Origin of the sequence: Streptomyces alkaliterrae, assembly GCF_007097205.2 — a bacterium.
Classification (GTDB): Bacteria; Actinomycetota; Actinomycetes; order Streptomycetales; family Streptomycetaceae; genus Streptomyces; species Streptomyces alkaliterrae.
In genome coordinates this window covers 15,828-37,206 of record NZ_VJYK02000014.1, presented here as the reverse complement: position 1 = coordinate 37,206, position 21,379 = coordinate 15,828, and the positions used below count along the sequence as shown (strand labels likewise).

The following is a 21,379-nucleotide window of genomic DNA, read 5'->3' as shown; positions in this document are numbered from 1 at the left end:
TGTGTATAAGAGACAGATGCCGGGTGGGGTGTCCGCCTGTTCTCCATGCCTCGCCTCGGGTCGCGCTCCTTCGGTCACACCCGTCGGGTGGTCACACACAGAGGAAGGACCGCCGAGCGGAGGCGATAGTTCCTCTTCGCCCGGTTCTGTGAAGATCGCCACCCCCGGGAACCGGGGGGAGCGGACCCGGCTCGCACCGACCGACGATCCACCACCAATCGGGTAGTGCGGTCAAAACGATCAACAAGCGTCAACTCGCCGAGGAAACAGGAAGTTGAGCGGCGCGCCCGCCGCGCGAGCTGGCCCTAATGGAGTAGTGTGGCGAACCTGGCCTCGACCTTGTTGACTTCGCGTGGCACAGCGTGACACTCGAGCACGATTCAGTCACCCTGAGTGGCGAACCGGTAACTGTGCCATAACGGCAACAGGGGGCGCGGGCCCGACACGCCGGGCAAGTCGGCAAGGTTGTGGCAGGCTGCACCCGGGCAGGCCACACTCGTCTAGCGGGAGCAGCGACGCACGTGACGTCGGCAGGCACCACCCGGGAGGTCCCCATGCCCGAACTGCGTGTCGTGGCGGTCAGCAACGACGGCACACGGCTGGTGCTCAAGGCTGCCGACAACTCCGAGTACACGCTGCCCATCGACGAACGGCTGCGCGCCGCCGTGCGCAACGACCGGGCCAGACTCGGTCAGATCGAGATCGAGGTCGAGAGCCACCTCCGCCCGCGTGACATCCAGGCGCGGATAAGAGCCGGCGCCAGCGCCGAGGAGGTCGCGCAGCTCGCCGGCATCCCCGTCGACCGGGTGCGCAGGTTCGAGGGCCCGGTGCTGGCCGAGCGCGCCTTCATGGCCGAGCGGGCCCGCAAGACCCCCGTCCGCCGACCCGGTGAGAACTCCGGGCCGCCGCTCGGCGACGCCGTCTCGGAGCGGTTGCTGATGCGCGGGGCAGACAAGGACACCGTCCAGTGGGACTCCTGGCGTCGGGACGATGGCACCTGGGAGGTGCTGCTGGTGTACCGCGTCGCCAGCGAGACCCACTCGGCCAGCTGGTCCTACGATCCGCCGCGCCGCCTGGTGCAGGCGCTGGACGAGGAGGCGCGCGGGCTGATCGGCGAGGCGGACGACACCCCGGAGCCGAGCTACCCGTTCGTTCCGCGCATCGCCCGGCTGCCCAAGGAACGGCTCGGGGACGACGGCCGGGCGGCCGACCGGTCGGAGGCGGCACGCACCGAGCCGGTCGAGGAGCGCGACTCGCTGACCAGCCTGCTGGAGGCCGTACCGAGCTTCCGGGGTGACCTGGTCGTACCGGAACCGGCCGTCGAGTCCACCGACGGGCAGCGCGAGGAGGACGAGGAGGGCGCCGTCGTCGAGCCGCCGGCACCGGCGGCCAGTGCCGGTTCCGCGTACGCGGACGTGCTCATGCCTCGCACGGTCGCCGGCCATCGTGACCGGCTCACCGGCAACACCGACCGCCAGGCCGAGGCCGACGGCGTACGACCCGGTAGACGCGCAGCCGTGCCGAGTTGGGACGAGATCGTCTTCGGCACACGCCGCAAGAAGCAGGACTAGCCGTGTGGGTGGGGCCGCGGCCCCACCCACCATGCCGCGGGATCAGCCCGGGTCGGCGCCGGTGGCCACCGGGCGGGCCGGATCGGCCACCCACTCCGACCACGAACCCACGTACAGCGCCGCGTTGAGCCCCACGACGGCCAGCGCCCACACCTGGTGCGCCGCCGAGACCCCGGAGCCGCAGTACACCCCGACCTCCGCCTCCGGCACGGCGCCCAGCCGCTTGAAGCGCGCCCGCAGCTCGTCGGCCGGCAGCAGCAGCCCGCCGTCGTCGACGTTCTCGCCGGTCGGAGCGCTCAGCGCGCCCGGGATGTGCCCCGCCACCGGGTCGATGGGCTCCGTCTCCCCCCGGTAGCGCTCGGCCGTGCGGGCGTCCAGCAGTACTCCGCGACGGGCGAGCGCGGCGGCGCCCTCCGCGTCCAGCAGTCGCATGCCGCCCGGCTCGGGGGTGAAGTCGCCGGGCTCGGGCCGCGGCCCGTCGGTGCCGACCGGGCCGCGCCACCGCGCGAAGCCGCCGTCGAGCACCCGTACGTCGGGGTGGCCCGCCCAGCGCAGCAGCCACCAGGCCCGGGCCGCGCCCCAGCCGTTCCCGCCGTCGTACACCACGACGGGGTGGTCCGCCCGCACGCCCGCGCGCCGCATCGCCGCGCCGAAGTCCGCCGGGTCGGGCAGCGGGTGGCGGCCGGCGGGCCCCGGCCGGCCGGCCAACTCGGCGTCCAGGTCGACGAAGACCGCGCCGGGCAGATGGCCGGCCTCGTAGAGATCGCGGCCGGGCGGCCCCGCCATCTCGTAGCGGACGTCCAGCAGCGTCGGAGGTGTCTCGCCGCTCAGCTCGCTCAACAGTTCGGATGCGGTCATGATGGCTGTCATGCGGGCATTGTCGCCCAGTGGGTCCGGTCGTGGGGGCAGGACGGCCGGGCCTGTGGAAAACCAGTCTCGAGGCACTCGGGAGCGGAAGGTCGTCGGCATTCCCTCGGCCCGGAGGGGAAGAACTCCGGCGCGGCCGGAGACAGGCGCGTGCGGAGAGTGCGAGCATCGGTACTGCGAGCACACGGCGGGCGCCGCCGCACGGCGTCCGCGCACTCGACCGGGATCGACGACGGCGGCGAGAGCCGCCACGACGAGGAGACAGCGGCGATGACCGAGGCAGTGGCCCGGCCCGTTCCCGGCACACCCTGCTGGGTGAGCCTGATGGCATGTGACCTGCGCGCGAGCGAGGAGTTCTACGGAGAGCTGTTCGGCTGGCAGTTCCGCCGCGTGGAGCAGGAACTCGGCCCGCACGTAAGGGCGTACCTCGACGGGCTGGACGTCGCCGGCCTCGGCGAGATCCGGAAGGGCCACGGCTTCCCGGCCGCCTGGCTGCCCTACCTCGCGACCGACGACGCGGACGAGACGTCCGGCCTCATCCGGGACTGCGGCGGCACGGTCGGCGTCGGCCCGATGGACAGCGGGCAGGGCGACCGGGTCGCGATCGCCGCCGACCCGGCGGGCGCCTCGTTCGGCCTCTGGCAGGCCGACGCGCTGCCGGAGCAGCCGGCGGCCGGACGTCCCGGTACTCCGGTGTGGAACGAGATCATCGTGCCCGAGGCGATGATGGTCACAGCCTTCTACCGGGCGGTCTTCGGCTACCAGGTGGAACGGCTGTCGGTGCCGCAGTCGCAGTCGGACTATCGCACGTTCCTGTTGGCCGGTCGGCCGGTGTGCGGGGTACGGGGAGTGGGGGGCGCGCTGCCCTTCGACCGCGGTTCGATGTGGGTGACTTACTTCGCGGTCAGCGAACTGACGTCCGCACTGCGCATGGTGGACAAACTCGGCGGGCGCGTGCACAGCGAACCCCGCGACTCGCCGTACGGCTGCTACGCCCGGGTCTCGGATCCGGACGGCGCGCCGTTCGCGCTCATCGAGATGCTGGACCCGCGGGACGCCGTCGAACGCCCGCTGCGCGACCGCTGACCCGGGCCCGCGCCCGCGGCCCCTCGGGTGTCAGCCGCGGGGGGCCGGTACGGGCTGCTGCGCCGGGTCGACCGGCAGCGTCTCCGGGGACAGCGCCCCCGCCCTGGCCGCGGCGGCCGTCAGCCGCCGCCGATGGTGCCGCCGGCACAGCACCTCGTAGCCGACCTCGTCGGCCGGGCGCCGTACGTCGCCGACGACCACCTGCGCCCCCTCGACGACCATCTGCCCGCCGACGGTACGCGCGTTGTGCGTGGCCCGCGCCCCGCACCAGCACAGCGCCTCGACCTGGAGGACCTCCACCCGGTCGGCCAGCTCGATGAGCCGCTGCGAACCGGGGAACAGCCGGGTGCGGAAGTCGGTGGTGATGCCGAAGGCGAACACGTCGATGCCCAGGTCGTCCACCACGCGGGCGAGTTGGTCGACCTGCTCGGGCGTGAGGAACTGGGCCTCGTCGGCGATGACGTAGTCCGTGCGCCCGCCGGCGGTCAGGTGGCGTACGAGGTGCCCGTGGAAGTCGAAGTGGTCGTCCGTCTCGACCGCCTCGGTGACCAGACCCAGCCGGGAGGAGAGTTTCCCCTCGCCGGCCCGGTCGTCGCGGGTGAAGATCATCCCCTGGAGGCCGCGCGCCGACCGGTTGTGCTGGATCTGCAACGCGAGAGTGCTCTTGCCGCAGTCCATCGTTCCGCTGAAGAACGCCAGCTCTGGCATGCGTGCGTAGGCCCCTTTGTGTGCTCGGTGTGCTCTGGACGGAACGTCGCCGGTGGGCGCGGTGGGCGGTGGCGGTGGGCGGTTGCTCAGGTACGCACCTGGAGCAGCGGCACGAGCTGTTCGGCCGGTGTCATCGAGCCGTGCATGCCCACCAGCGCGGACTCGTTCGGCTCGTTGCGGCTGGCGATGATGGCGGCGTTCCCGGTCATGGCGACGACCACGTCGCCGAGACGCGGTCGGACCCGGTCGGCCACCGCGTCGGCCGGACCGAACCAGCCGAGTTCGATCGCCTCGTCCCTGGTGGCCACCCACGCCTGGTCGGCCAGTACCTCCCGCCAGACGGCGTACACGTCGGCCGTCGCCCCCGGTACCGCGTACACGTGCCGGGCGCGACCCTCGCCGCCGAGCCGGGCGACGCCCGCGCCCAGCTCCCAGTCCTCGTCGAAGTCCAGCCGGGACTCGGGTCCTTCGGGCACGTCGACCATGCCGTGGTCGGCGGTCACGTACAGCGCGGAACGCGGCGGCAGCTGCTCGGCGAGACGCCGGGCGAGACCGTCGACGTAGCGCAGCTGCTGCCGCCAGTGGGCGGAGTCCACGCCGTAGCGGTGGCCGTTGCCGTCCAGGTCGGCGTAGTACGTGTAGACGAGCGCCCGGTCGCTGGCGGCCAGCCGGGCGGCGGCCAGGTCCATGCGCTCCTCGCCGGAGAGCCGGCCGAGGAAGGTGCCGCCGGACAGCGCGATCTTGGTGAGCGGGGTGTGCTGGAAGTGCGGCGCGGAGACCTGGCTGGTCTCGATGCCGGCGTTCTGGGCCCGCTGGAAGACGGTCGGGAAGGGCTGCCAGCGGTAGGGATCGGTCCACGGCTGCCAGCGCAGCTGGTTCATCAGCTGCCCGGCGTCCGGGTCGAGCACGGTGTAGCCGGCCAGGCCGTGTTTGCCGGGAACCAGGCCGGTGCCGACAGAGGCGAGCGAGGTGGCCGTGGTGGAGGGGAAGCCCGCGGTGATCGGCTCGCCGGTGCCGCCGGCCGAGCCGGACAGCAGCGAGGTGAGGAACGGCGCCTCGGCGGGATGGTCGCGCAGCGCCTGCCAGCCCATGCCGTCGACGAGGAAGACGCAGACCCGGTCGGCCGGCTCCAGGGTCAGCCGCGTGGGTTGGTCGTCGTGCACGCCCTGGCCGGCGAGGACGGCCGGGAGCAGGTCGGCGAGCGACGCCTGGCCGTAGCGCGGCACGGGCGCGGTACGGGGGTCGAGCGGTTCGGGCAGCGCCTCTTCGACGGTGGCGGGCCGGGTCATCGGCGAGGTGCCGGGGTGGCCGGATCGGCGGCGATGGTGGACTCCGAGAGCGCCTTGGCGAAAGCGAGCGCCTGCCGGACCGTGTCCGGGCCGTCACCGGCCTCGCTGACCCGCAGCGAGAGGTCGTCGGCGGTGCTGGAGCCGGTGTAGCCGTGGTCGGCGTCGCAGTTCGGGTCGCCGCAGTTGGCCGGTTCGAGGTCGAGGCGGCTCACCGCGCCCCAACCGATGGTGAGCACGACCTCCCTGGGCAGCGTGCCCGGGGTGTAGGACTCGGGGTTGGCCACCACACGGCTGAGCACCACGGAGGAGATCCGGGAGATCTTCACCGACTCGGTCGACGTGGTGGCGTACGGGACCGGGGACGTGCCGTCGGCGGCCTGCTCGTCGGTGTGGCTCACGACAAAGCGGGTCGGGGTGAGGGCGAGCACGGTGACGTGTCGGCGGACCTCGTTGGCGTCGAAGGTCGTCTCCTGGTGCACCAGGTACGAAACGACCGCCTCGCCGCCCACCGCGGCCTCCACCGCCTCGGCCACCAGGGCCGGGTAGTAGCCGCTGCGCTCGATCGCCGCCCGCAGCCCCTGCGTCGTCGTTCCGGTCTTCGCCATGCGGCCATCCTAAGGCCCCGCAGGCCGCGGCACGGACGGCCGGAAGGGGGTGGGGCCCGGTGCGGCGGCCGCCCTCAGCCGCCGTTTCCCGGGTGGCGGGCCTCAGTAGGTGGACAGCCGGCGCGGGCCGAGGTCGGTGGTGACCGGGGGCGGGGCCAGTCGGACGGCGGCGTCGAGCACGGTCAGCCCGTGTGCGGCGACGACCACCGGCTCCAGCTCCAGCGCGACGATCTCCGGGTGGTCGTCGAGGAGCAGCGACACCCGCAGCAGCAGTTCCTCCAAGGCCGCGCTGTCCACGGGCTGCGAGCCGCGCCACCCGAAGAGCATCGGCGCGGTGCGCAGATCGCGTACGAGCCGGGCCGCCTCCCGGTCGGTGACGGGTACCAGCCGGTAGGAGAGGTCGCCGAGCAGTTCGGACGGGGTGCCGGCGAGGCCGAAGGACAGGACGGTGCCGATTCCGGGGTCGAAGCTGGCGCGCACGACGGTGTCCACCCCGCGCGGCGCCATGGCCTGCACGACCGGTCGCAGCTCCGCGGGGCCGCCGAGGGTTTCGGTGAGTTCCGCGTAGGCGCGGCGGAGCTCGGCCTCGCTGTTGAGGTCCAGCCGTACGCCGCCCAGGTCGCCACGATGGCGAAGGTGGGGTGCGGTGGTCTTCAGCGCGACCGGATAGCCGAGCTGGGCGGCCGCGGTGACGGCGCTGTCGGCGTCGGGCGCGGCGGCCATCGGTTGGACGGCGACGCCGTAGTGGCCGAGCAGTTCGGCGGTGGCGGCCGGGTCCAGCGGCAGGCTGCGCGGGCGGTCCGTGCCGTCCGGCTCACCGCCGGACGTGGTGGCGGCGCCGGTCGGCCGATCTGCCACGGCACGGTCGATCAGGGTCGCGGCGGCCGAGCGGTCGACGTCGTAGTCGGGCACCCGGCCGGGGTCGGCGGCGTCCCGGCGCCACTGGGCGTAGCGCACGGCCTCGGCGAGTGCCTTGACCGCGCGTTCGGGCGCGGGGAAGGAGGGGATGCGCCGTTCGCCGAGCGCGGCGTCCAGGCCCTCGATGGCGAGCTGGGCGACGGCGACCGGCTTGGCGGCGTCCGCCGAGGCGGCGGCGAGCGCGTCGGCGAGTTCGGCGGGTGCCCGGTCGTCGACCCAGGGGATGGCGGTGACCACCACGGCGTCGGTGTCGGGGGCGGCCAGCGCGGCGGCGAGCGCGGCGCGGAAGTCCTCCGGGGTGGCCGCGGTGGTGAGGTCCACCGGGGGGCTCGGCCGCAGGCCCTGGGCCAGGCAGGCGTCGTAGGTGAGCAGTCCCAGCGACTCCGCGTTGCCGAGGACGGCGATGCGCGGGCCGGACGGCAGCGGTTGGAAGGCGAGTTGGATGCCGGTGTCGATGAGCTCGGTGACGGTGTCCACGAGCAGCACACCGGCCTGACGGAGCAGTGCGGAGACCGTGGCGTCGGGGGTGCGGCTGACCGGTACCGCGTGTCCGGGCGGCGGGGCGCTGCCGCTGTGCCGGGCACCGCGCACCACGACGACGGGCTTGCGTTCGGCGGTGCGCCGCGCGAGGCGGGTGAACTTGCGCGGGTTGCCGAAGGACTCCAGGTACATCAGGACGACGTCGGTGTCGGGGTCGTCGTCCCAGTACTGGAGGACGTCGTTGCCGGACACGTCGGCGCGGTTGCCGGCGGAGACGAAAGAGGACAGGCCGCCGCCCTGCCGGTGCAGTCCGGCCAGCAGCGCCACGCCGATCGCGCCGGACTGGGTGAACAGTCCGACGCGGCCGTGCCGGGGGCGTTCGGCGGCGAGCGTGGCGTTGAGCCGGACGGCGGGGGCGGTGTTGATGACTCCGAAGGCGTTCGGGCCGATGACGCGCATCCCGTAGGAACGGGCCTTGCGGACCAGTTCGCGCTGCTGCTCCCTGTCGAAGTCGGCGGCCAGCACGACCAGCCCCTGGGCGGCCCGTTCACCGCACTCGGTGACCACCCGGTCGACCGCGGCGGCGGGTACGGCCAGGACGACCAGGTCCACCTCGCCGGGGATGTCGAGGACCGAGCGGTAGGCGGGGACTCCGTCGATCTCCTGGCGGCCCTCCGGCAGCCGGTTGTTGACCGCGTAGACCTCCCCGGGGAAGTCGAGGGCACGCAGTGAGTCCAGCACCGTACGACCGGCGCCGCCGGGCTGCCGGCCGGCCCCCACGACGACCACCGACCCGGGTGCCAGCAGCCGTTGCACCGAACGGGCTTCGGCGCGCTGCTCACGGGCCCGCATCACGGCGAGCGACTTGGCGGTGGGTTCCAGATCAAGCGTCAGATGGACCGAGCCGTCCTCGAAGCTGCGCTTCTGGGAGTAGCCGAAGTCGGTGAACACCTTGATCATCTTGGTGTTGGCGGGCAGCACTTCGGCGGTGAAGCGGCGGATGCCGCGTTCCCTGGCGCAGGCGGCGACGTGCTCGAGCAGGTTGGACGCCACGCCCCGGCCCTGGTGGGCGTCCTGGACGAGGAAGGCGACCTCGGCGTTGTCGGCAGGCGCCGAGGCCGGTCGACCGGTGGAGTCGATGCGGTCGTAGCGCACGGTGCCGATCATCTCGCCGCCCACGAACATGGCGAGGCCGACCCGGTCCACGTAGTCGTGGTGGGTGAAGCGGCGTACGTCGCGGTCGGACAGCCGCGGGTAGGGGGCGAAGAAGCGGTAGTACTTCGACTGGTCCGACACCTGCTCGTAGAAGCTGACCAGGCGTCCCGCGTCGTCGGGCGTGATGGGCCTGATCAGGGCGGTGCCGCCGTCCCGCAGCACGACGTCTGCTTCCCAGTGGGTGGGGTAGGCGCGCTCGGTGGGCCGGTGCATGGGCCCAAGCGTAAGGCGTTCCGACTGATCCGCACCGCCGCCGGGGTTCCGGTCACCATCGCCAAGAGCGGCGGCAACCCGGTCAACGCCGCGTCCATGCTGGCCGTGCTCGGCCTGGGCGCCGAGGGCGGCGAGGAGATCGTCCTGGCGTCGGAGGCCGAGAACGCGGACGCGGCGCTCGACCGGCTGGCCAAGCTGGTCGAGGAGGGCCTGGAGGAGCTGCCGGAGACGGTCTGAGTCGACGGCGGCCACGCCGAGGCGGCGGAGGCGGTGGAGTGGTGACACTCCGCCGCCTCTTTCCGTTCCCCCGAGAAGCACGGCAGCGGGATTCCCGAATCAGTATTCACGCAGCCGTGGCCGGACCCGGGAGAATTATTTCCCGTGGCAATTCAAGAAGTCTCCCCCTCGCCGCACTCCCCCGAATGCCCACAACCTTTGTATACGGCCCGTGTTAACCGCGGGCGCGCGACGTGTTTACAGCACGTTTCGGATTCCTCACGAGCGTCGGCCGCGGTCGGCGACGGGCGGGCGCCATGCGCTCCAGATGGTCGACCACCAGGGCCCTGGCCCGCTCCGCGTCGCGCCGCGCCACGGCGTCGACGATCGCCCCGTGCTCCTGCCAGACGGCCTGCGCCTGCGACGGCAGGACGTCGTCCACGGCGTACATCCACACCACCTTGCGGCGCAGCTGGACGAGCAGCGTGGCCAGGCTGCTGCTGCCACTGGCCTGCGCCAACGTCTCGTGGAACCAGTCCCCCAGCGCACGCAGGTCGGAGACCTGGCCGCCGACCGCGCGCTGCCGCCCCAGCCGCACCAGTCCGCGCAGCACCTTCAGATGCGCGTCGGTGCGGCGCTGCGCCGCCCGCGCGGCACCCAGCGGCTCCAGCAGGGCGCGGATCTCGAGCAGGTCGGCGACCTCCTGCTCGGTGGGCTCGGCCACACACGCCCCGGCGTGCCGCCGGGTGGTGACAAAACCCTCCGACTCCAACGTGCGCAGCGCCTCCCGCACCGGCACCCGGGAAACGCCGTACCGGCGGGCGAGCTGCTCCTCGGCCAGCCGCGCGCCCGGCGGGAACACACCGGAGACGATGTCGTCCCGTACCGCTGTGCACACCGTGTGCGCGGAAATTCGCATACTCGATCCTCCGGCCTTTCCCCCGTGTTCTGGAAGCTCGCTGAGAGGAACTGTATGCCACCGGCGGCGGATTTCCGATGGCGCGTGGAAAGCAGGCGGAAAACCGTCGACAAACCGGCCGCCGCGTGTTTGACGAGAACCGTCCGGCGAGAGCCGGCCGGAGCGGGCACGGCGAAACAGCCGAGGACCCCGGCGCGGAGCGCCGGGGTCCTCTGTGTGGGGGGTGGTGCTGGTGGTCAGCGGGTCACAGGCCGACGCCCTTGCCGCGCAGGTAGGCAAGCGGGTTGATGTCGGCGCCGTAGCCGGGGGCGGTCCGGGCCTCGAAGTGCAGGTGCGGACCGGTGGAGTTGCCGGTGGAGCCGACCCGGCCGATCTGCTGACCGGAGCCGACCTTCTGGCCGACCGACACGCTCATCGACAGCAGGTGGCCGTACTGGGTGTACCGGCCGTCGGAGTGCCGGATGACCACGTTGTTGCCGTAGGCGCCGCCCCAGCCGGCGGTGACGACGGTGCCCGAGCCGACGGACTTGACCGGCGTGCCGGCGGGCGCGGCGAAGTCGATGCCGCTGTGCTTGCCGGAGGACCACATGGCGCCGCCGGAACGGTACTGCGTGGTCACCTTGCCGCCGGCGATCGGGTTCACGAAGGCGTTGGGGCTGACACGCGGCGCGCTACGGGCCGCGCGCTTCTTGGCGGCGGCACGCTCGTCGTCCGCCTTGCGCTTGGCCTCCGCCTTGCGCTTGGCCTCCGCCTTGCGGGCCTCGGCGGCCTTCTTGGCCTCCGCGGCCTTCTTCGCCTCGGCCGCGGCCTTGGCCTGGGCCGCCTTCTTCGCCTCGGCGGCGGCCTTCGCGGCCGCGGCCTTCTTGGCGTCGGCGGCCTGCTGCTGGTTGTCGGCCTGGTGGCCTATGCGCTCGGCGAGCGGTCCGCTGACCGCCATCGCCTGGGTCAGTCCGGTCTCGTGTCCGGCCGCGGCGGCGACGACGGCGGCCGCGGGGCTGGCCAGCGGTCCCACGAGGGCGGCCGCCAGGAGTGCGGCGCCGGCGGCGCCGGCTCCACGAGCGGTACGGCGGGTGGGACGGTACTTGGCGAGGGCACGGGTGAACGCCATGCAGGCGTGCTCCTTTCCTTCCTTCTCGCCTACCGGGTTAGCTGACGGGTTCGGAGCAGGAAGGTCTCCTACGGGCACGCCTGGGCAGGCCCGATTCACCCCAAGGACTTCATGTGGGTCCCCGGCTCCCCCAACGCGGGGACTCGGCGATTGCGCACGTCGGCCGCGGTTGCGGGCACTTCAGACGTACAGCGACCACCGAAGCTAAACGGGACATCTGGGGTGCGGCAAACAGATCCGGCCATTTGTCGCACAGGCCACATCAAAGGCCCCCACAGAGGTGACGAATCGGACATAGTAGGTCCCCTGGTTGTGGGACCAGCCACAACCAGGGGACCTGGGGGAATACGTCACCGGGCTCGGCAAGCCCGGCGGTGGGGCGCTACTGGCCGGAGAGGACCGTCACCTCGCCGATGCCGAGCCCACGCACCTCCTCGGCGATCTTCTCCGCGTCACCCACCAGGACCGTCACCAGCCGGTCGGCCGGGAAGGCGCTGACGGCCGCGGCGGTGGCCTCCACCGTGCCCGTGTCGGCGAGCCGCGCGTACATGCCGGCCTGGTAGTCGTCCGGGAGCTGCTGCTCGACCTGGTCGGCGAGGGTGTTCGCGACCGCGGCCGCCGTCTCGTAGCGCAGCGGCGCCACGCCCACCAGGTTCTGCACGGCGAAGTCACGCTCCTCGTCGGTCAGCCCCCCGTCGGCGACCGTGCGCAGCACCTGCCACAGGTCGGTCAGCGCGGGGCCGGTGACCTCCGTGGCCACCGAGCCGGAGATGACCAGCAGGGCCGCGCCGCTGCCGTCCGGCGCCGAGCGCAGCACGTGGCCGTAGGCGCGGACACCGTAGGTGTAGCCCTTCTCCTCCCGGAGCACCCGGTCGAGCCGCGAGGTCAGCGTGCCACCGAGGCAGTACACGCCCAGCAGCTGGGCCGGCCAGACCCGGTCGTGCCGGTCCGGGCCGATCCGGCCGATGTGTAGCTGGGTCTGCACGGCCCCCGGGCGGTCGACGATGACCACCCGGCCGGTGTCGTCGGCGGTGATCGGCGTCACCTGGAACGGCCGGGCGGGGGCGCCCGTCCACGCGCCGACCGTGTCCGTCAGGGCGGCGTCCACGTCGATTCCGGTGAAGTCGCCGACGATCACCAGCGTGGAGGTCGCCGGACGCACGTGCGCCTCGTAGAAGGCGCGCACCGAGGCCGCGTCGATCCGCTCCACCGTCTCGGCGGTGCCCTGGCGGGGCCGGGAGACCCGGGTGCCGGCCGGGAAGAGCGTCCCGGACAGCGCGATCGCCGCGCGCCTGGCCGGATTGGCCAGCTCGTGCGGGATCTCGTCGAGCCTGTTGCGCACCAGGCGCTCGACCTCGGCGTCCGGGAAGGCCGGCGCGCGCAGGGCGTCCGCGAGCAGCCCGAGGGCCGGCCGCAGCCGGGACGCGGGCACCTCGAGCGAGACCCGGACCCCGGGGTGGTCGGCGTGCGCGTCGAGCGTGGCGCCGCACCTCTCCAACTCGGCGGCGAACTCCTCGGCCGTGTGCTTGTCCGTGCCCTCAGAGAGCGCCCGCGCCATGATCGTGGCCACGCCGTCCAGACCGGCGGGCTCCGCCTCCAGCGGCGCGTTCACACACACCTCGACGGCGATGACCCGCTGGCCGGGGCGGTGCCTGCGCAGTACGGTCAGCCCGTTGGCCAGGGCACCGCGCTCGGGCGCGGGGAAGTCCCACGGCCGGGGCTGCCCGGCGGTGGGCTGAGGATGGAAGTCCATCGCGGGGACGACGTCGCTCACTTCTCGCTACCTTCCTGCGCGTCCTGCCCGGCCCGCGCCGACGGCACGGACTCCACTGTCGCGGCCTCGACCGGCTCCGACTCCTCGGCCGAGCCCGGTTCGGCCAGCGGCTGCTCCGGCCCCGTCGGCTCGTAGACCAGCACGGCCCGATTGTCGGGCCGCAGCCGGGCCGCGGCGACCTCCCGGACCTCCTCCGCGGTGACCTCCAACACGCGCTGGACGGCGGTCAGCGCCAGCTGCGGGTCGCCGAACAGCACGGCGAAGCGGCAGAGTTCGTCAGCCCGGCCGCCGACCGTCGCCAGTCTGTCGAGCCATTCGCGCTCCAACTGCGCCTGGGCGCGCTCCATCTCCTCCGGAGTCGGGCCCTCCTCGGCGAAGCGGGTCAGCTCCTCGTCCACGGCCGCCTCGATGTCGGCGATCCGCGCGTCACCCGAGGTCTTCACGTCCAGCCAGCCCATCGAGGGCGCGCCGGCCAGCCGCAGCATGCCGAACCCGGCCGTCACCGCGAGCCGGTCACGACGCACCAGCCGGTTGTACAGCCGGCTGGACTCGCCGCCGCCGAGCACCGTCAGCGCCAGGTCGGCGGCGTCCGCCTGCCGGGTGCCGTCGTGCGGCAGCCGGTAGACCGACATCAGCGCGGGCGAGGGCACCTCCTCGCGTACGACCTGCCGCAGCTCCTCCCCGATCGCCTCCGGCAGGGCGCCGTCGCGCGGCGGCTGCTTGCCGTCGTGCCCGGGGATCGAACCGAAGTACTTCTCCACCCAGGCCAGCGTCTTCTCGGGGTCGATGTCGCCGACGACCGCGAGCACCGCGTTGTTCGGCGCGTAGTAGGTGCGGAAGAAAGCGCGCGCGTCCTCGAGCGACGCGGCGTCCAGATCGGCCATCGAACCGATCGGGGTGTGGTGGTAGGGGTGGCCGTCGGGGAAGACCATCGCGGTCAGCTTCTCGAACGCCGTGCCGTAGGGCACGTTGTCATAGCGCTGGCGGCGCTCGTTCTTCACCACGTCGCGCTGGTTCTCCAGCGACTCCTCGTCGAGCGCGGCGAGCAGCGAACCCATCCGGTCCGCCTCCAACCACAGCGCCAGCTCGAGCTGGTGGGCCGGCATCGTCTCGAAGTAGTTGGTGCGCTCGAAGCTCGTGGTGCCGTTGAGCGAGCCGCCGGCGCCCTGGACGAGCTCGAAGTGGCCGTTGCCGGGGACCTGGGCGGACCCCTGGAACATCAGGTGCTCGAAGAGGTGGGCCAGTCCGGTGCGGCCCTTCACCTCGTGGCGTGAACCGACGTCGTACCACAGACATACCGCTGCCACCGGCGTCTGGTGGTCCTCGGAGAGCACCACACGCAGGCCGTTGGACAACCGGTGTTCGGTGGCCGTCAGCCCTCCTGTGGCCGATGGAGGTGTGGCCGTGTGACCCATGGGCGGAGCGTCCCTTCGGTTGGCGACAGGCGGATGCTGTCACTCTATGCAACCGCGCGGCCCGCCCGCCAAGTTCCCGGGGGCTCCCGCCGCCGGGTTGACGGCGCGCGCCGAGTGGGTCGGGCGCCGGGCTGTCGGCGGGTGGGTCCACAATGGTCGGCGACCGACCCCGCCGCAGTTACGGATCCGAAGGAGCCGCAGCCACGATGGCCCGCCGCAGTACGAAGACCCCGCCGCCGGAGCCGTTCGAGGAGCGCATCCTCGACATCGACGTCGTCGACGAGATGCAGGGGTCCTTCCTTGAGTACGCCTACTCGGTGATCTACTCGCGTGCGCTGCCCGACGCCCGCGACGGGATGAAGCCGGTACACCGCCGCATCCTCTACCAGATGCACGAGATGGGCCTGCGACCGGAGCGGCCGCACGTCAAGTGCGCCCGCGTCGTCGGCGAGGTGATGGGCAAGCTCCACCCGCACGGCGACAGCGCGATCTACGACGCCCTGGTCCGGATGGCGCAGCCCTTCTCGATGCGGCTGCCGCTGGTCGACGGCCACGGCAACTTCGGCTCACTCGGCAACGACGACCCGCCGGCCGCCATGCGGTACACCGAGTGCCGCACGGCACCGGCCGCCGGGCTGATGGTCGAGTCCATCGAAGAGGACACCGTCGACTTCGCGCCGAACTACGACGGCAGCGAGCAGGAGCCGGTGGCGCTGCCCGCCGCCTACCCCAACCTGCTCGTCAACGGCGCCTCCGGGATCGCCGTCGGCATGGCCACCAACATGCCGCCGCACAACCTGGGCGAGGTCATCGCCGCCGCCCGGCACCTCATCAAGCACCCGGGCGCCGACCTCGAGACGCTGATGCGCCACGTACCGGGCCCCGACCTGCCCACCGGCGGTCAGATCGTCGGGCTCTCCGGCGTCCGGGACGCCTACGCCAAGGGGCGCGGCACGTTCCGGATCCGCGCCACCGCGTCGGTGGAGCAGGTCAGCGCGCGCCGCAAGGGCATCGTCGTCACGGAACTGCCCTTCACCGTCGGCCCCGAGAAGGTCATCTCCAAGATCAAGGACCTCGTCAACGCCAAGAAACTCCAGGGCATCTCCGACGTCAAGGACCTCACGGACCGGGCTCACGGGCTGCGGCTGGTCATCGAGATCAAGAACGGCTTCCATCCCGAGGCGGTGCTGGAGCAGCTCTACAAGTTGACGCCGATGGAGGAGTCCTTCGGCATCAACAACGTGGCCCTGGTGGACGGCCAGCCGCTGACGCTCGGCCTCAGGGAGCTGCTGGAGGTCTACGTCGACCACCGCTTCGAGGTGGTCCGCAGGCGCAGCTCCTTCCGCCGGAGCAAGCGCGCCGACCGGCTGCACCTCGTGGAGGGCCTGCTGGTCGCGCTGATCGACATCGACGAGGTCATCAGCCTCATCCGCGGCAGCGAGAACGCCGCCGCCGCCAAGCAGAGCCTGATGACACGCTTCCAGCTCTCCGAGGTGCAGACGCAGTACATCCTCGACACCCCGCTGCGGCGGCTCACCCGCTTCGACCGGCTGGAGCTGGAAGCCGAACGCGACCGGCTCGGTGAGGAGATCGAGGAGCTGACCCGCATCCTGGAGTCGGACGCCGAGCTGCGGAAGCTGGTCAGCTCCGAGCTGGCGGCGGTGGCCAAGAAGTACTCCACTCCCCGCCGCACGGTGCTGCTGGAGTCCGCCGACAGCCCGGTGGCCGCGGTGCCGCTGGAGGTCGAGGACGCGCCCTGCCGGGTGCTGCTCTCCACGACCGGGCTGCTCGGGCGTGTCGACGGCGAGGCCGAGCCGTCGGCCGGCGGCGGCCGGGCCAAGCACGACGTGATCGCCTCCGCGGTGCCCGCCACCACCAGGGGCGAGGTCGGCGCGGTGACCTCAGCCGGGCGTCTGCTGCGGGTACCGGTGGTCGACCTGCCGCAGCTCTCCGCCGCCGCGCTGCCGAGCGTGGCAGGCGGCGCCGAGGTGTCGGAGTTCCTGACGCTCGCCGAGGACGAGCGGCTGCTGTGTCTGACCACGCTCGACGAGTCCTCCCCCGGCCTCGCGCTCGGTACCGAACAGGGCGTCGTCAAACGGGTCGTGCCGGACTATCCGGCGAACAAGGACGAGTTGGAGGTCATCACGCTCAAGGAGGGCGACCGGATCGTCGGCGCCGTCGAGTTGCGCACCGGAGAGGAGGACCTGGTCTTCGTCACCGACGAGGCCCAGCTGCTGCGCTACCAGGCCTCGCAGGTGCGGCCGCAGGGCCGGCCGGCCGGCGGTGTGGCAGGCGTGAAACTGGGCGACTCGGCCAAGGTGATCTTCTTCGGCGCCGTCGACCCCGCCGCCGACGCGGGGGTCTTCACCCTCGCAGGAAGCCGCGGCACGCTCACCGGCGCCGCCGCGACCACCGCCAAGCTGACGCCGTTCGACCAGTACCCGCGCAAGGGCCGGGCCACCGGCGGGGTCCGGTGTCAGCGGCTGCTCAAGGGCGAGGACTGCCTGGTCTTCGCCTGGGCCGGCGCGCTGCCCGCCCGGGCCGCCACCAAGGCCGGTGCCCCGGTCGACCTGCCCGAGCCCGACCCCCGGCGGGACGGGTCCGGCAGCCCGATGAAGAAGCAGGTCGCGGTAGTGGCCGGCGCCCTGTAGGCGGCGAGGCGACCACCCCTCGGGCCGTGTTCCGCCGGTGCGGAGCACGGCCCGAGGGCGTCTGTCAGAGCGACGGTGTCCGGTAGTCGTCCGGCTCGGGCTCCGGCTCGGGCTCCGGCTCGTCGACATAGCGCAGTACGCCCCACAGGGCGCTCTCGTCACGCTCCTCGGCGCCGCCGGGGTCGACGCATCCGGCCAACTCGCCGCGCACCGCCTCGACGTCCAGCCCGGTGCCGATCAAGACCAGTTGGGTGCGACGCTCCTCCCCCGCTCCCCACGGCTCGGGGTAGAAGCGCAGGAAGCCGCCGACCGCGTGCACCGGCCAGCGCTGGGCCTCACCGGTTCCGGCGAAGCGGACGATCCCCTTCACCCGGTAGAGGCCGGCGGGTCTGCGGTCCAGGAACGCCATGAAGCGGCGGGGGCTGAGCGGCCGCTCGCTCACGAACTCGACGCTCTGGTAGACGGTGTGCGCGTGCTCGTGGCCGTCGTCCTCCTCCCGGGTCTCCCGGAGCAGGTCCTCGAAGGACAACTGCCGGATGCCGTCCCTCTCCGCCGCCTCGCCGTCGCGGTCGAAGAACAGGCCCGGGTCGACACGACCGTGCGCGGCGGCCACGGCGGGAGTCCTCGGCGCCAGCGTGCTGATCTCCGCGAGCAGCGCCTGACGGCGCTCGTCGACCACCCGGTCCGTCTTGTTGAGCACGATGAGGTCGGCGACCCGCAGATGGCGGTCCAGTTCCGGGTGGCGTGCCCGGGTCGCCTCGAACTCCGCCGCGTCGACGACCTCCAGCAGGCCGCCGTAGACGATGCGCCGGTCCCGGCTCGCCAGCAGCATGCGGATCAACGTCTCCGGTTCGGCCAGTCCGCTCGCCTCGATCACGATCAGATCGATGCCTGCCGACGGCCGGGCAAGCTTGTCGAGCACCTCGTCCAGGTCGTCGGTGTCCACCGCGCAGCAGAGGCAGCCGTCGCCCAACGAGACCATCGAGTCGACCTGGCCGGCGACCGCCATGGCGTCGATCTCGATGCCGCCGAAGTCGTTGACGATCGCGCCGATGCGCACGCCGTCCCGGTTCCGCAGGAGGTGGTTGAGCAGCGTCGTCTTCCCCGATCCGAGGAAGCCGGCGATGACGATGACCGGGATCGGCCGGGTGCGCAAGGTGTCTCCTCCTGGTGTGGGACGTCCGCCGTGGGGTCCGGGTCGCGGTGGCGGTGATGCTATATGAGGTTAGGGTCGCCTACGTGACCACCTGCACCACAGCCTCTCAGGAGCTGACCGAACCGCTGGCCGCCACTGCGGCGACCGCGCGGACCTGGCTGCTGGTCGAACAGCCGGGACCGTGGGGCTCGGACGCGCTCGTACAAAGCCGCCTCGATCCGTCCGTGGGCCGTGCGCTCGCCGGGTCGACAGAGCGGACCGGCACCCGCGTCGCGCTTGTCCGCCGCCCCGGGCGGCACGCGGACACCCCTGGTCGCGCCACCCGGCCCACGGTCTTCGTCGCGCACACGGCGCCGGGCGCCGGCTGGCTGCGCGTCGCCAGGCCCGGCAGCCTCCGGGAGCTGCTGGAACTGGACATGGTGGCCCTGGCCGACGGCGACCACCAGGGCTTCGGCCTCCCGTACGAGGCGGAGCCGCTGGTCCTGGTGTGCACCAACGGCAAGCGGGACCGCTGCTGTGCGGTACTCGGCCGGCCGCTCGCCACCGAACTGGCCGCCTCGCACCCGGCCGTCTGGGAGGTCACCCACATCGGCGGCCACCGCTTCTCACCGACGCTGTTCGTGCTGCCGCACGGCTACGCCTACGGCCGGGCCGACGCGCCGATGGTGAAGAACGTGCTGCACGCGCTCGCCGAGGGCCGTGTTGTCACCGACAACTGCCGGGGTCGGTCCACGTGGGAGCGGCCGGGTCAGGCAGCCGAGCTCGCCGTCCGGGAGCTGACCGGCGAGTGCGACCCGGACGCGCTGGTTGTCGGTGACGCTCTGGCCGTAAGCCACGCCGAACCGCCGGAGGAGGGCTGGGCGGTGCCCGTCCGGCACCGTGACGGCCGGGCCTGGCGGGTGAACGTCGTGTCCGATCTGACGGCCCCGGCGAGCCCCGCGAGCTGCGGCGCCGCGCTCGGCCGGCAGCCGCGGATGGCCGTCACCGCCGTCACCGCGCTGGACGCCGCCGACGGCGGAGGGCTCGCGGAGCGTGATGCGGGCGGGTTCACGCCGCGCCCGCCCCGGTGAGCGCCCGGACCTCGGTCTCCGCGTGGCGTGTCACGTCGGCGCCGGTCCGGTCGCCGATCGTGCCGAGCCAGCCCGCGAGGAAGCCGAGCGGGATGGAGACCACGCCGGGGTTCTGCAGCGGGAAGACCGCGAAGTCCAGCGCGGGGAAGATCGCGTCCGGGCTGCCGGACACCACCGGTGACAGGACCACCAGGACCACCGCCGGGACGAGCCCGCCGTAGACCGACCACAACGCCCCCCGGGTGGTGAACCGCCGCCAGAAGAGCGTGAACAGCAGCACGGGGAGGTTGGCCGAGGCCGCGACCGCGAAGGCCAGCCCGACGAGGAACGCGACGTTCAGGTTCTGGGCGAGCAGCCCCAGCCCGATCGCCGCCGCGCCGATGCCCACGGCCGCGACCCGGGCGACCGCGACCTCGCGGACCGGACGGTCCGCCCGGCGGCGGGCGAGCGAGGCGTACAGGTCGTGCGCGATGGCGGCGGAGGAGGCGAGCGTGATGCCGGCGACCACGGCCAGGATGGTGGCGAAGGCGATCGCCGCCACGACGGCGAACAGGACCGTGCCCCCGGTGGTTCCGGCGCCGCCGCCGAGGTACTGGGCGAGCAGCGGGACTGCCGTGTTGCCCGCGCTGTTGTCCGCGCGGACGGTGTCGCTGCCGAGCAGCGCGGCGGCCCCGAAGCCGAGCACGATCGTCATCAGGTAGAAGCTGCCGATCAGGCAGATCGCCCAGACCACCGAGCGGCGTGCGGCCCGCGCCGTGGGCACGGTGTAGAAGCGGGAGAGGATGTGCGGCAGGCCCGCCGTGCCCAGGACGAGGGCGATGCCCAGGCTGATGAAGTCGAGCCGGGAGACGAGGTTCTCGCCGAAGAGCAGGCCGGGCGCGAGGAAGTCCTCGCCCCTCCCGCTGCGTTCGGCGGCGTCCGACAGGAGGGAGATCGGGTCGCCGCCGAAACGCAGCAGGACGAGGACGGTCAGCGCGATCGCGCCGCCCATCAGCAGGAACGCCTTGACGATCTGGATCCAGGTGGTCGCGCGCATGCCGCCGCAGGAGACGTAGACCACCATCAGCGCGCCGACGGCGATCACCGCCCAGGTGCGCACCGCCGAGTCGGCCGAGCCCAGCAGCAGCGCGACGAGGGTGCCCGCGCCGACCATCTGGGCCACCAGGTAAAGCACCGAGACGACCACCGAGGAGGTGCCCGTGGCGATGCGGACGGGACGCTCCCGCAGCCGGGTGACCAGGACGTCTGCGAGGGTGAACCGGCCGCAGTTGCGGACCAGCTCGGCCGCGAGCAGCAGTACGAGCAGCCAGGCCACCAGGAAGCCGACCGAGTACACCATGCCGTCGTAGCCGTAGAGCGCGATGAGCCCGGAGATGCCGAGGAAGGACGCGGCGGACATGTAGTCCCCCGCGATCGCGAAGCCGTTCTCGGCCGGGGAGAAGAGCCGGCCGCCGGCGTAGAACTCCTCGGGTGAGCCCTGCCTGCGGCGGCTGGCCCAGGTGGTGATCGCGAGAGTGACCGCGATGAAGGCGCTGAACAGGACCAGGGCCAGTGTCTGGTGGTTCCAGTCGAGGCTCATCTGGCCGCCCCCCGGGTGCGCAGCTGGGTGTCCCAGCGGAGGTCGAACGCCTCCTTGTCCCAGCGCCGGCGGGCGCGGTTGACGTACAGCCAGGTCAGCAGGGCGGTACTGACGAACTGGCCGAGGCCGGCGAGCATGCCGACGTTGACCGGGCCGGCGCCGACCGGACGTGCCATCAGCTCGGGCGCGGCGGTGGCGGTGACGATGTACAGCAGGTACCAGCCGAGGAACGCGGCCGTGGCGGGGAAGACGAATCGGCGGTGCCGGCGCCGTACCTCCTGGAACTCCGGGCTGCGCTGCACCGCGAGGTAGACCGCCCCGGCCTCGTCGTACGCAGGACCGTTCCTGCGGGACTCGGGAACCCCTCCCGGCGGCGGGGCGACCGGCAGCCATCCCTCGCGCCCCGAGGCCAGCTCGTCGTACCAGGGGTCGAAGCCGAACGCGCCCTGGGGCTCCGGGGGGCGCGTGCCACCGTACGTACCGTGCTGCGTCACCCGAAAGTCACCCGAACCCTCCTTGCCGCCACGGCGATGCGGACG

The 21,379-nt window shown here is 72.7% G+C and carries 16 protein-coding genes, 1 pseudogene and 1 riboswitch; of the genes and pseudogenes, 5 read left to right on the top strand and 12 right to left on the bottom strand.

The window, feature by feature from the left end:
• The first annotated feature begins 521 nt into the window (after positions 1-521).
• Positions 522-1,571 (top strand): septation protein SepH, encoded by a 1,050-nt coding sequence (gene sepH, locus FNX44_RS02735; protein ID WP_143646297.1) that lies wholly within the window; start codon positions 522-524, stop codon positions 1,569-1,571.
• A 42-nt stretch (positions 1,572-1,613) separates the two neighbouring features.
• On the opposite strand, the gene FNX44_RS02730 is transcribed toward sepH, so the two are convergent.
• Positions 1,614-2,441: a sulfurtransferase gene (locus FNX44_RS02730; protein ID WP_143646296.1), complete on the bottom strand. Its 828-nt coding sequence runs from the start codon at positions 2,439-2,441 to the stop codon at positions 1,614-1,616.
• Positions 2,442-2,708: 267 nt separating this feature from the next.
• Here FNX44_RS02730 and FNX44_RS02725 point away from each other — a divergent pair, with 267 nt between their 5' ends.
• On the top strand, positions 2,709-3,524 hold the full coding sequence (locus tag FNX44_RS02725) for a VOC family protein (protein WP_143646295.1): 816 nt from the start codon (positions 2,709-2,711) through the stop codon (positions 3,522-3,524).
• A gap of 30 nt (positions 3,525-3,554) precedes the next feature.
• On the opposite strand, the gene FNX44_RS02720 is transcribed toward FNX44_RS02725, so the two are convergent.
• The 4 genes from FNX44_RS02720 to FNX44_RS02705 all read right to left on the bottom strand — a co-directional run bounded on the left by FNX44_RS02720 (position 3,555) and on the right by FNX44_RS02705 (position 8,952).
• Positions 3,555-4,232, bottom strand: a complete 678-nt coding sequence (locus tag FNX44_RS02720) for a thymidine kinase (RefSeq protein WP_143646294.1) — start codon at positions 4,230-4,232, stop codon at positions 3,555-3,557.
• 86 nt (positions 4,233-4,318) lie between these two features.
• On the bottom strand, positions 4,319-5,521 hold the full coding sequence (locus tag FNX44_RS02715; protein WP_143646293.1) for an alkaline phosphatase family protein: 1,203 nt from the start codon (positions 5,519-5,521) through the stop codon (positions 4,319-4,321).
• On the bottom strand, positions 5,518-6,126 hold the full coding sequence (locus FNX44_RS02710; RefSeq protein ID WP_143646292.1) for a DUF5998 family protein: 609 nt from the start codon (positions 6,124-6,126) through the stop codon (positions 5,518-5,520). The genes FNX44_RS02715 and FNX44_RS02710 overlap by 4 nt, the downstream gene beginning before the upstream one ends.
• Positions 6,127-6,228: 102 nt before the next feature.
• Positions 6,229-8,952, bottom strand: coding sequence for a bifunctional acetate--CoA ligase family protein/GNAT family N-acetyltransferase (locus FNX44_RS02705; protein WP_143646291.1), 2,724 nt, complete (start codon positions 8,950-8,952; stop codon positions 6,229-6,231).
• Between the two features lie 27 nt (positions 8,953-8,979).
• Here FNX44_RS02705 and FNX44_RS02700 point away from each other — a divergent pair.
• Positions 8,980-9,189, top strand: a pseudogene (locus FNX44_RS02700) (HPr family phosphocarrier protein); the annotation flags it as partial.
• 214 nt (positions 9,190-9,403) lie between these two features.
• On the opposite strand, the gene FNX44_RS02695 reads toward FNX44_RS02700, so the two are convergent.
• The 4 genes from FNX44_RS02695 to FNX44_RS02680 all read right to left on the bottom strand — a co-directional run bounded on the left by FNX44_RS02695 (position 9,404) and on the right by FNX44_RS02680 (position 14,384).
• A complete protein-coding gene (locus FNX44_RS02695) occupies positions 9,404-10,087 on the bottom strand; it encodes a GntR family transcriptional regulator (RefSeq protein ID WP_143646289.1) in 684 nt (227 codons plus the stop codon).
• 244 nt (positions 10,088-10,331) lie between these two features.
• Positions 10,332-11,195: a M23 family metallopeptidase gene (locus FNX44_RS02690; protein WP_143646288.1), complete on the bottom strand. Its 864-nt coding sequence runs from the start codon at positions 11,193-11,195 to the stop codon at positions 10,332-10,334.
• 11 nt (positions 11,196-11,206) lie between these two features.
• A riboswitch (cyclic di-AMP (ydaO/yuaA leader) is annotated at positions 11,207-11,354 on the bottom strand.
• Positions 11,355-11,577: 223 nt separating this feature from the next.
• Positions 11,578-12,948 (bottom strand): M16 family metallopeptidase, encoded by a 1,371-nt coding sequence (locus FNX44_RS02685; RefSeq protein ID WP_143646299.1) that lies wholly within the window; start codon positions 12,946-12,948, stop codon positions 11,578-11,580.
• A gap of 17 nt (positions 12,949-12,965) precedes the next feature.
• A complete protein-coding gene (locus tag FNX44_RS02680) occupies positions 12,966-14,384 on the bottom strand; it encodes a M16 family metallopeptidase (RefSeq protein WP_143646287.1) in 1,419 nt (472 codons plus the stop codon).
• 206 nt (positions 14,385-14,590) lie between these two features.
• Here FNX44_RS02680 and FNX44_RS02675 point away from each other — a divergent pair, with 206 nt between their 5' ends.
• Complete coding sequence (locus FNX44_RS02675) at positions 14,591-17,035, top strand: DNA gyrase/topoisomerase IV subunit A (protein WP_143646286.1); 2,445 nt, start codon at positions 14,591-14,593, stop codon at positions 17,033-17,035.
• A 64-nt stretch (positions 17,036-17,099) separates the two neighbouring features.
• On the opposite strand, the gene FNX44_RS02670 is transcribed toward FNX44_RS02675, so the two are convergent.
• Positions 17,100-18,191, bottom strand: a complete 1,092-nt coding sequence (locus FNX44_RS02670) for a CobW family GTP-binding protein (RefSeq protein ID WP_143646285.1) — start codon at positions 18,189-18,191, stop codon at positions 17,100-17,102.
• 83 nt (positions 18,192-18,274) lie between these two features.
• On the opposite strand from FNX44_RS02670, the gene FNX44_RS02665 reads away from it, so the two are divergent.
• Positions 18,275-19,261, top strand: a complete 987-nt coding sequence (locus FNX44_RS02665; RefSeq protein WP_143646284.1) for a ferredoxin family protein — start codon at positions 18,275-18,277, stop codon at positions 19,259-19,261.
• On the opposite strand, the gene FNX44_RS02660 is transcribed toward FNX44_RS02665, so the two are convergent.
• Positions 19,239-20,840: a monocarboxylic acid transporter gene (locus FNX44_RS02660; RefSeq protein WP_143646283.1), complete on the bottom strand. Its 1,602-nt coding sequence runs from the start codon at positions 20,838-20,840 to the stop codon at positions 19,239-19,241. The genes FNX44_RS02665 and FNX44_RS02660 overlap by 23 nt on opposite strands.
• Positions 20,837-21,334, bottom strand: a complete 498-nt coding sequence (locus tag FNX44_RS02655; protein ID WP_143646282.1) for a DUF485 domain-containing protein — start codon at positions 21,332-21,334, stop codon at positions 20,837-20,839. The genes FNX44_RS02660 and FNX44_RS02655 overlap by 4 nt, the downstream gene beginning before the upstream one ends.
• Between the last annotated feature and the right edge of the window lie 45 nt (positions 21,335-21,379).

Excerpts from the sequence above, each read along its gene's own strand:
- FNX44_RS02730 (WP_143646296.1), bottom strand. The coding sequence starts at position 2,441 with ATGACAGCCATCATGACCGCATCCGAACTGTTGAGCGAGCTGAGCGGC.
- FNX44_RS02725 (WP_143646295.1), top strand. The coding sequence starts at position 2,709 with ATGACCGAGGCAGTGGCCCGGCCCGTTCCCGGCACACCCTGCTGGGTG.
- FNX44_RS02720 (WP_143646294.1), bottom strand. The coding sequence starts at position 4,232 with ATGCCAGAGCTGGCGTTCTTCAGCGGAACGATGGACTGCGGCAAGAGC.
- FNX44_RS02715 (WP_143646293.1), bottom strand. The coding sequence starts at position 5,521 with ATGACCCGGCCCGCCACCGTCGAAGAGGCGCTGCCCGAACCGCTCGAC.
- FNX44_RS02710 (WP_143646292.1), bottom strand. The coding sequence starts at position 6,126 with ATGGCGAAGACCGGAACGACGACGCAGGGGCTGCGGGCGGCGATCGAG.
- FNX44_RS02705 (WP_143646291.1), bottom strand. The coding sequence starts at position 8,952 with ATGCACCGGCCCACCGAGCGCGCCTACCCCACCCACTGGGAAGCAGAC.
- FNX44_RS02695 (WP_143646289.1), bottom strand. The coding sequence starts at position 10,087 with ATGCGAATTTCCGCGCACACGGTGTGCACAGCGGTACGGGACGACATC.
- FNX44_RS02690 (WP_143646288.1), bottom strand. The coding sequence starts at position 11,195 with ATGGCGTTCACCCGTGCCCTCGCCAAGTACCGTCCCACCCGCCGTACC.
- FNX44_RS02685 (WP_143646299.1), bottom strand. The coding sequence starts at position 12,948 with ATGGACTTCCATCCTCAGCCCACCGCCGGGCAGCCCCGGCCGTGGGAC.
- FNX44_RS02680 (WP_143646287.1), bottom strand. The coding sequence starts at position 14,384 with ATGGGTCACACGGCCACACCTCCATCGGCCACAGGAGGGCTGACGGCC.
- FNX44_RS02675 (WP_143646286.1), top strand. The coding sequence starts at position 14,591 with ATGGCCCGCCGCAGTACGAAGACCCCGCCGCCGGAGCCGTTCGAGGAG.
- FNX44_RS02660 (WP_143646283.1), bottom strand. The coding sequence starts at position 20,840 with ATGAGCCTCGACTGGAACCACCAGACACTGGCCCTGGTCCTGTTCAGC.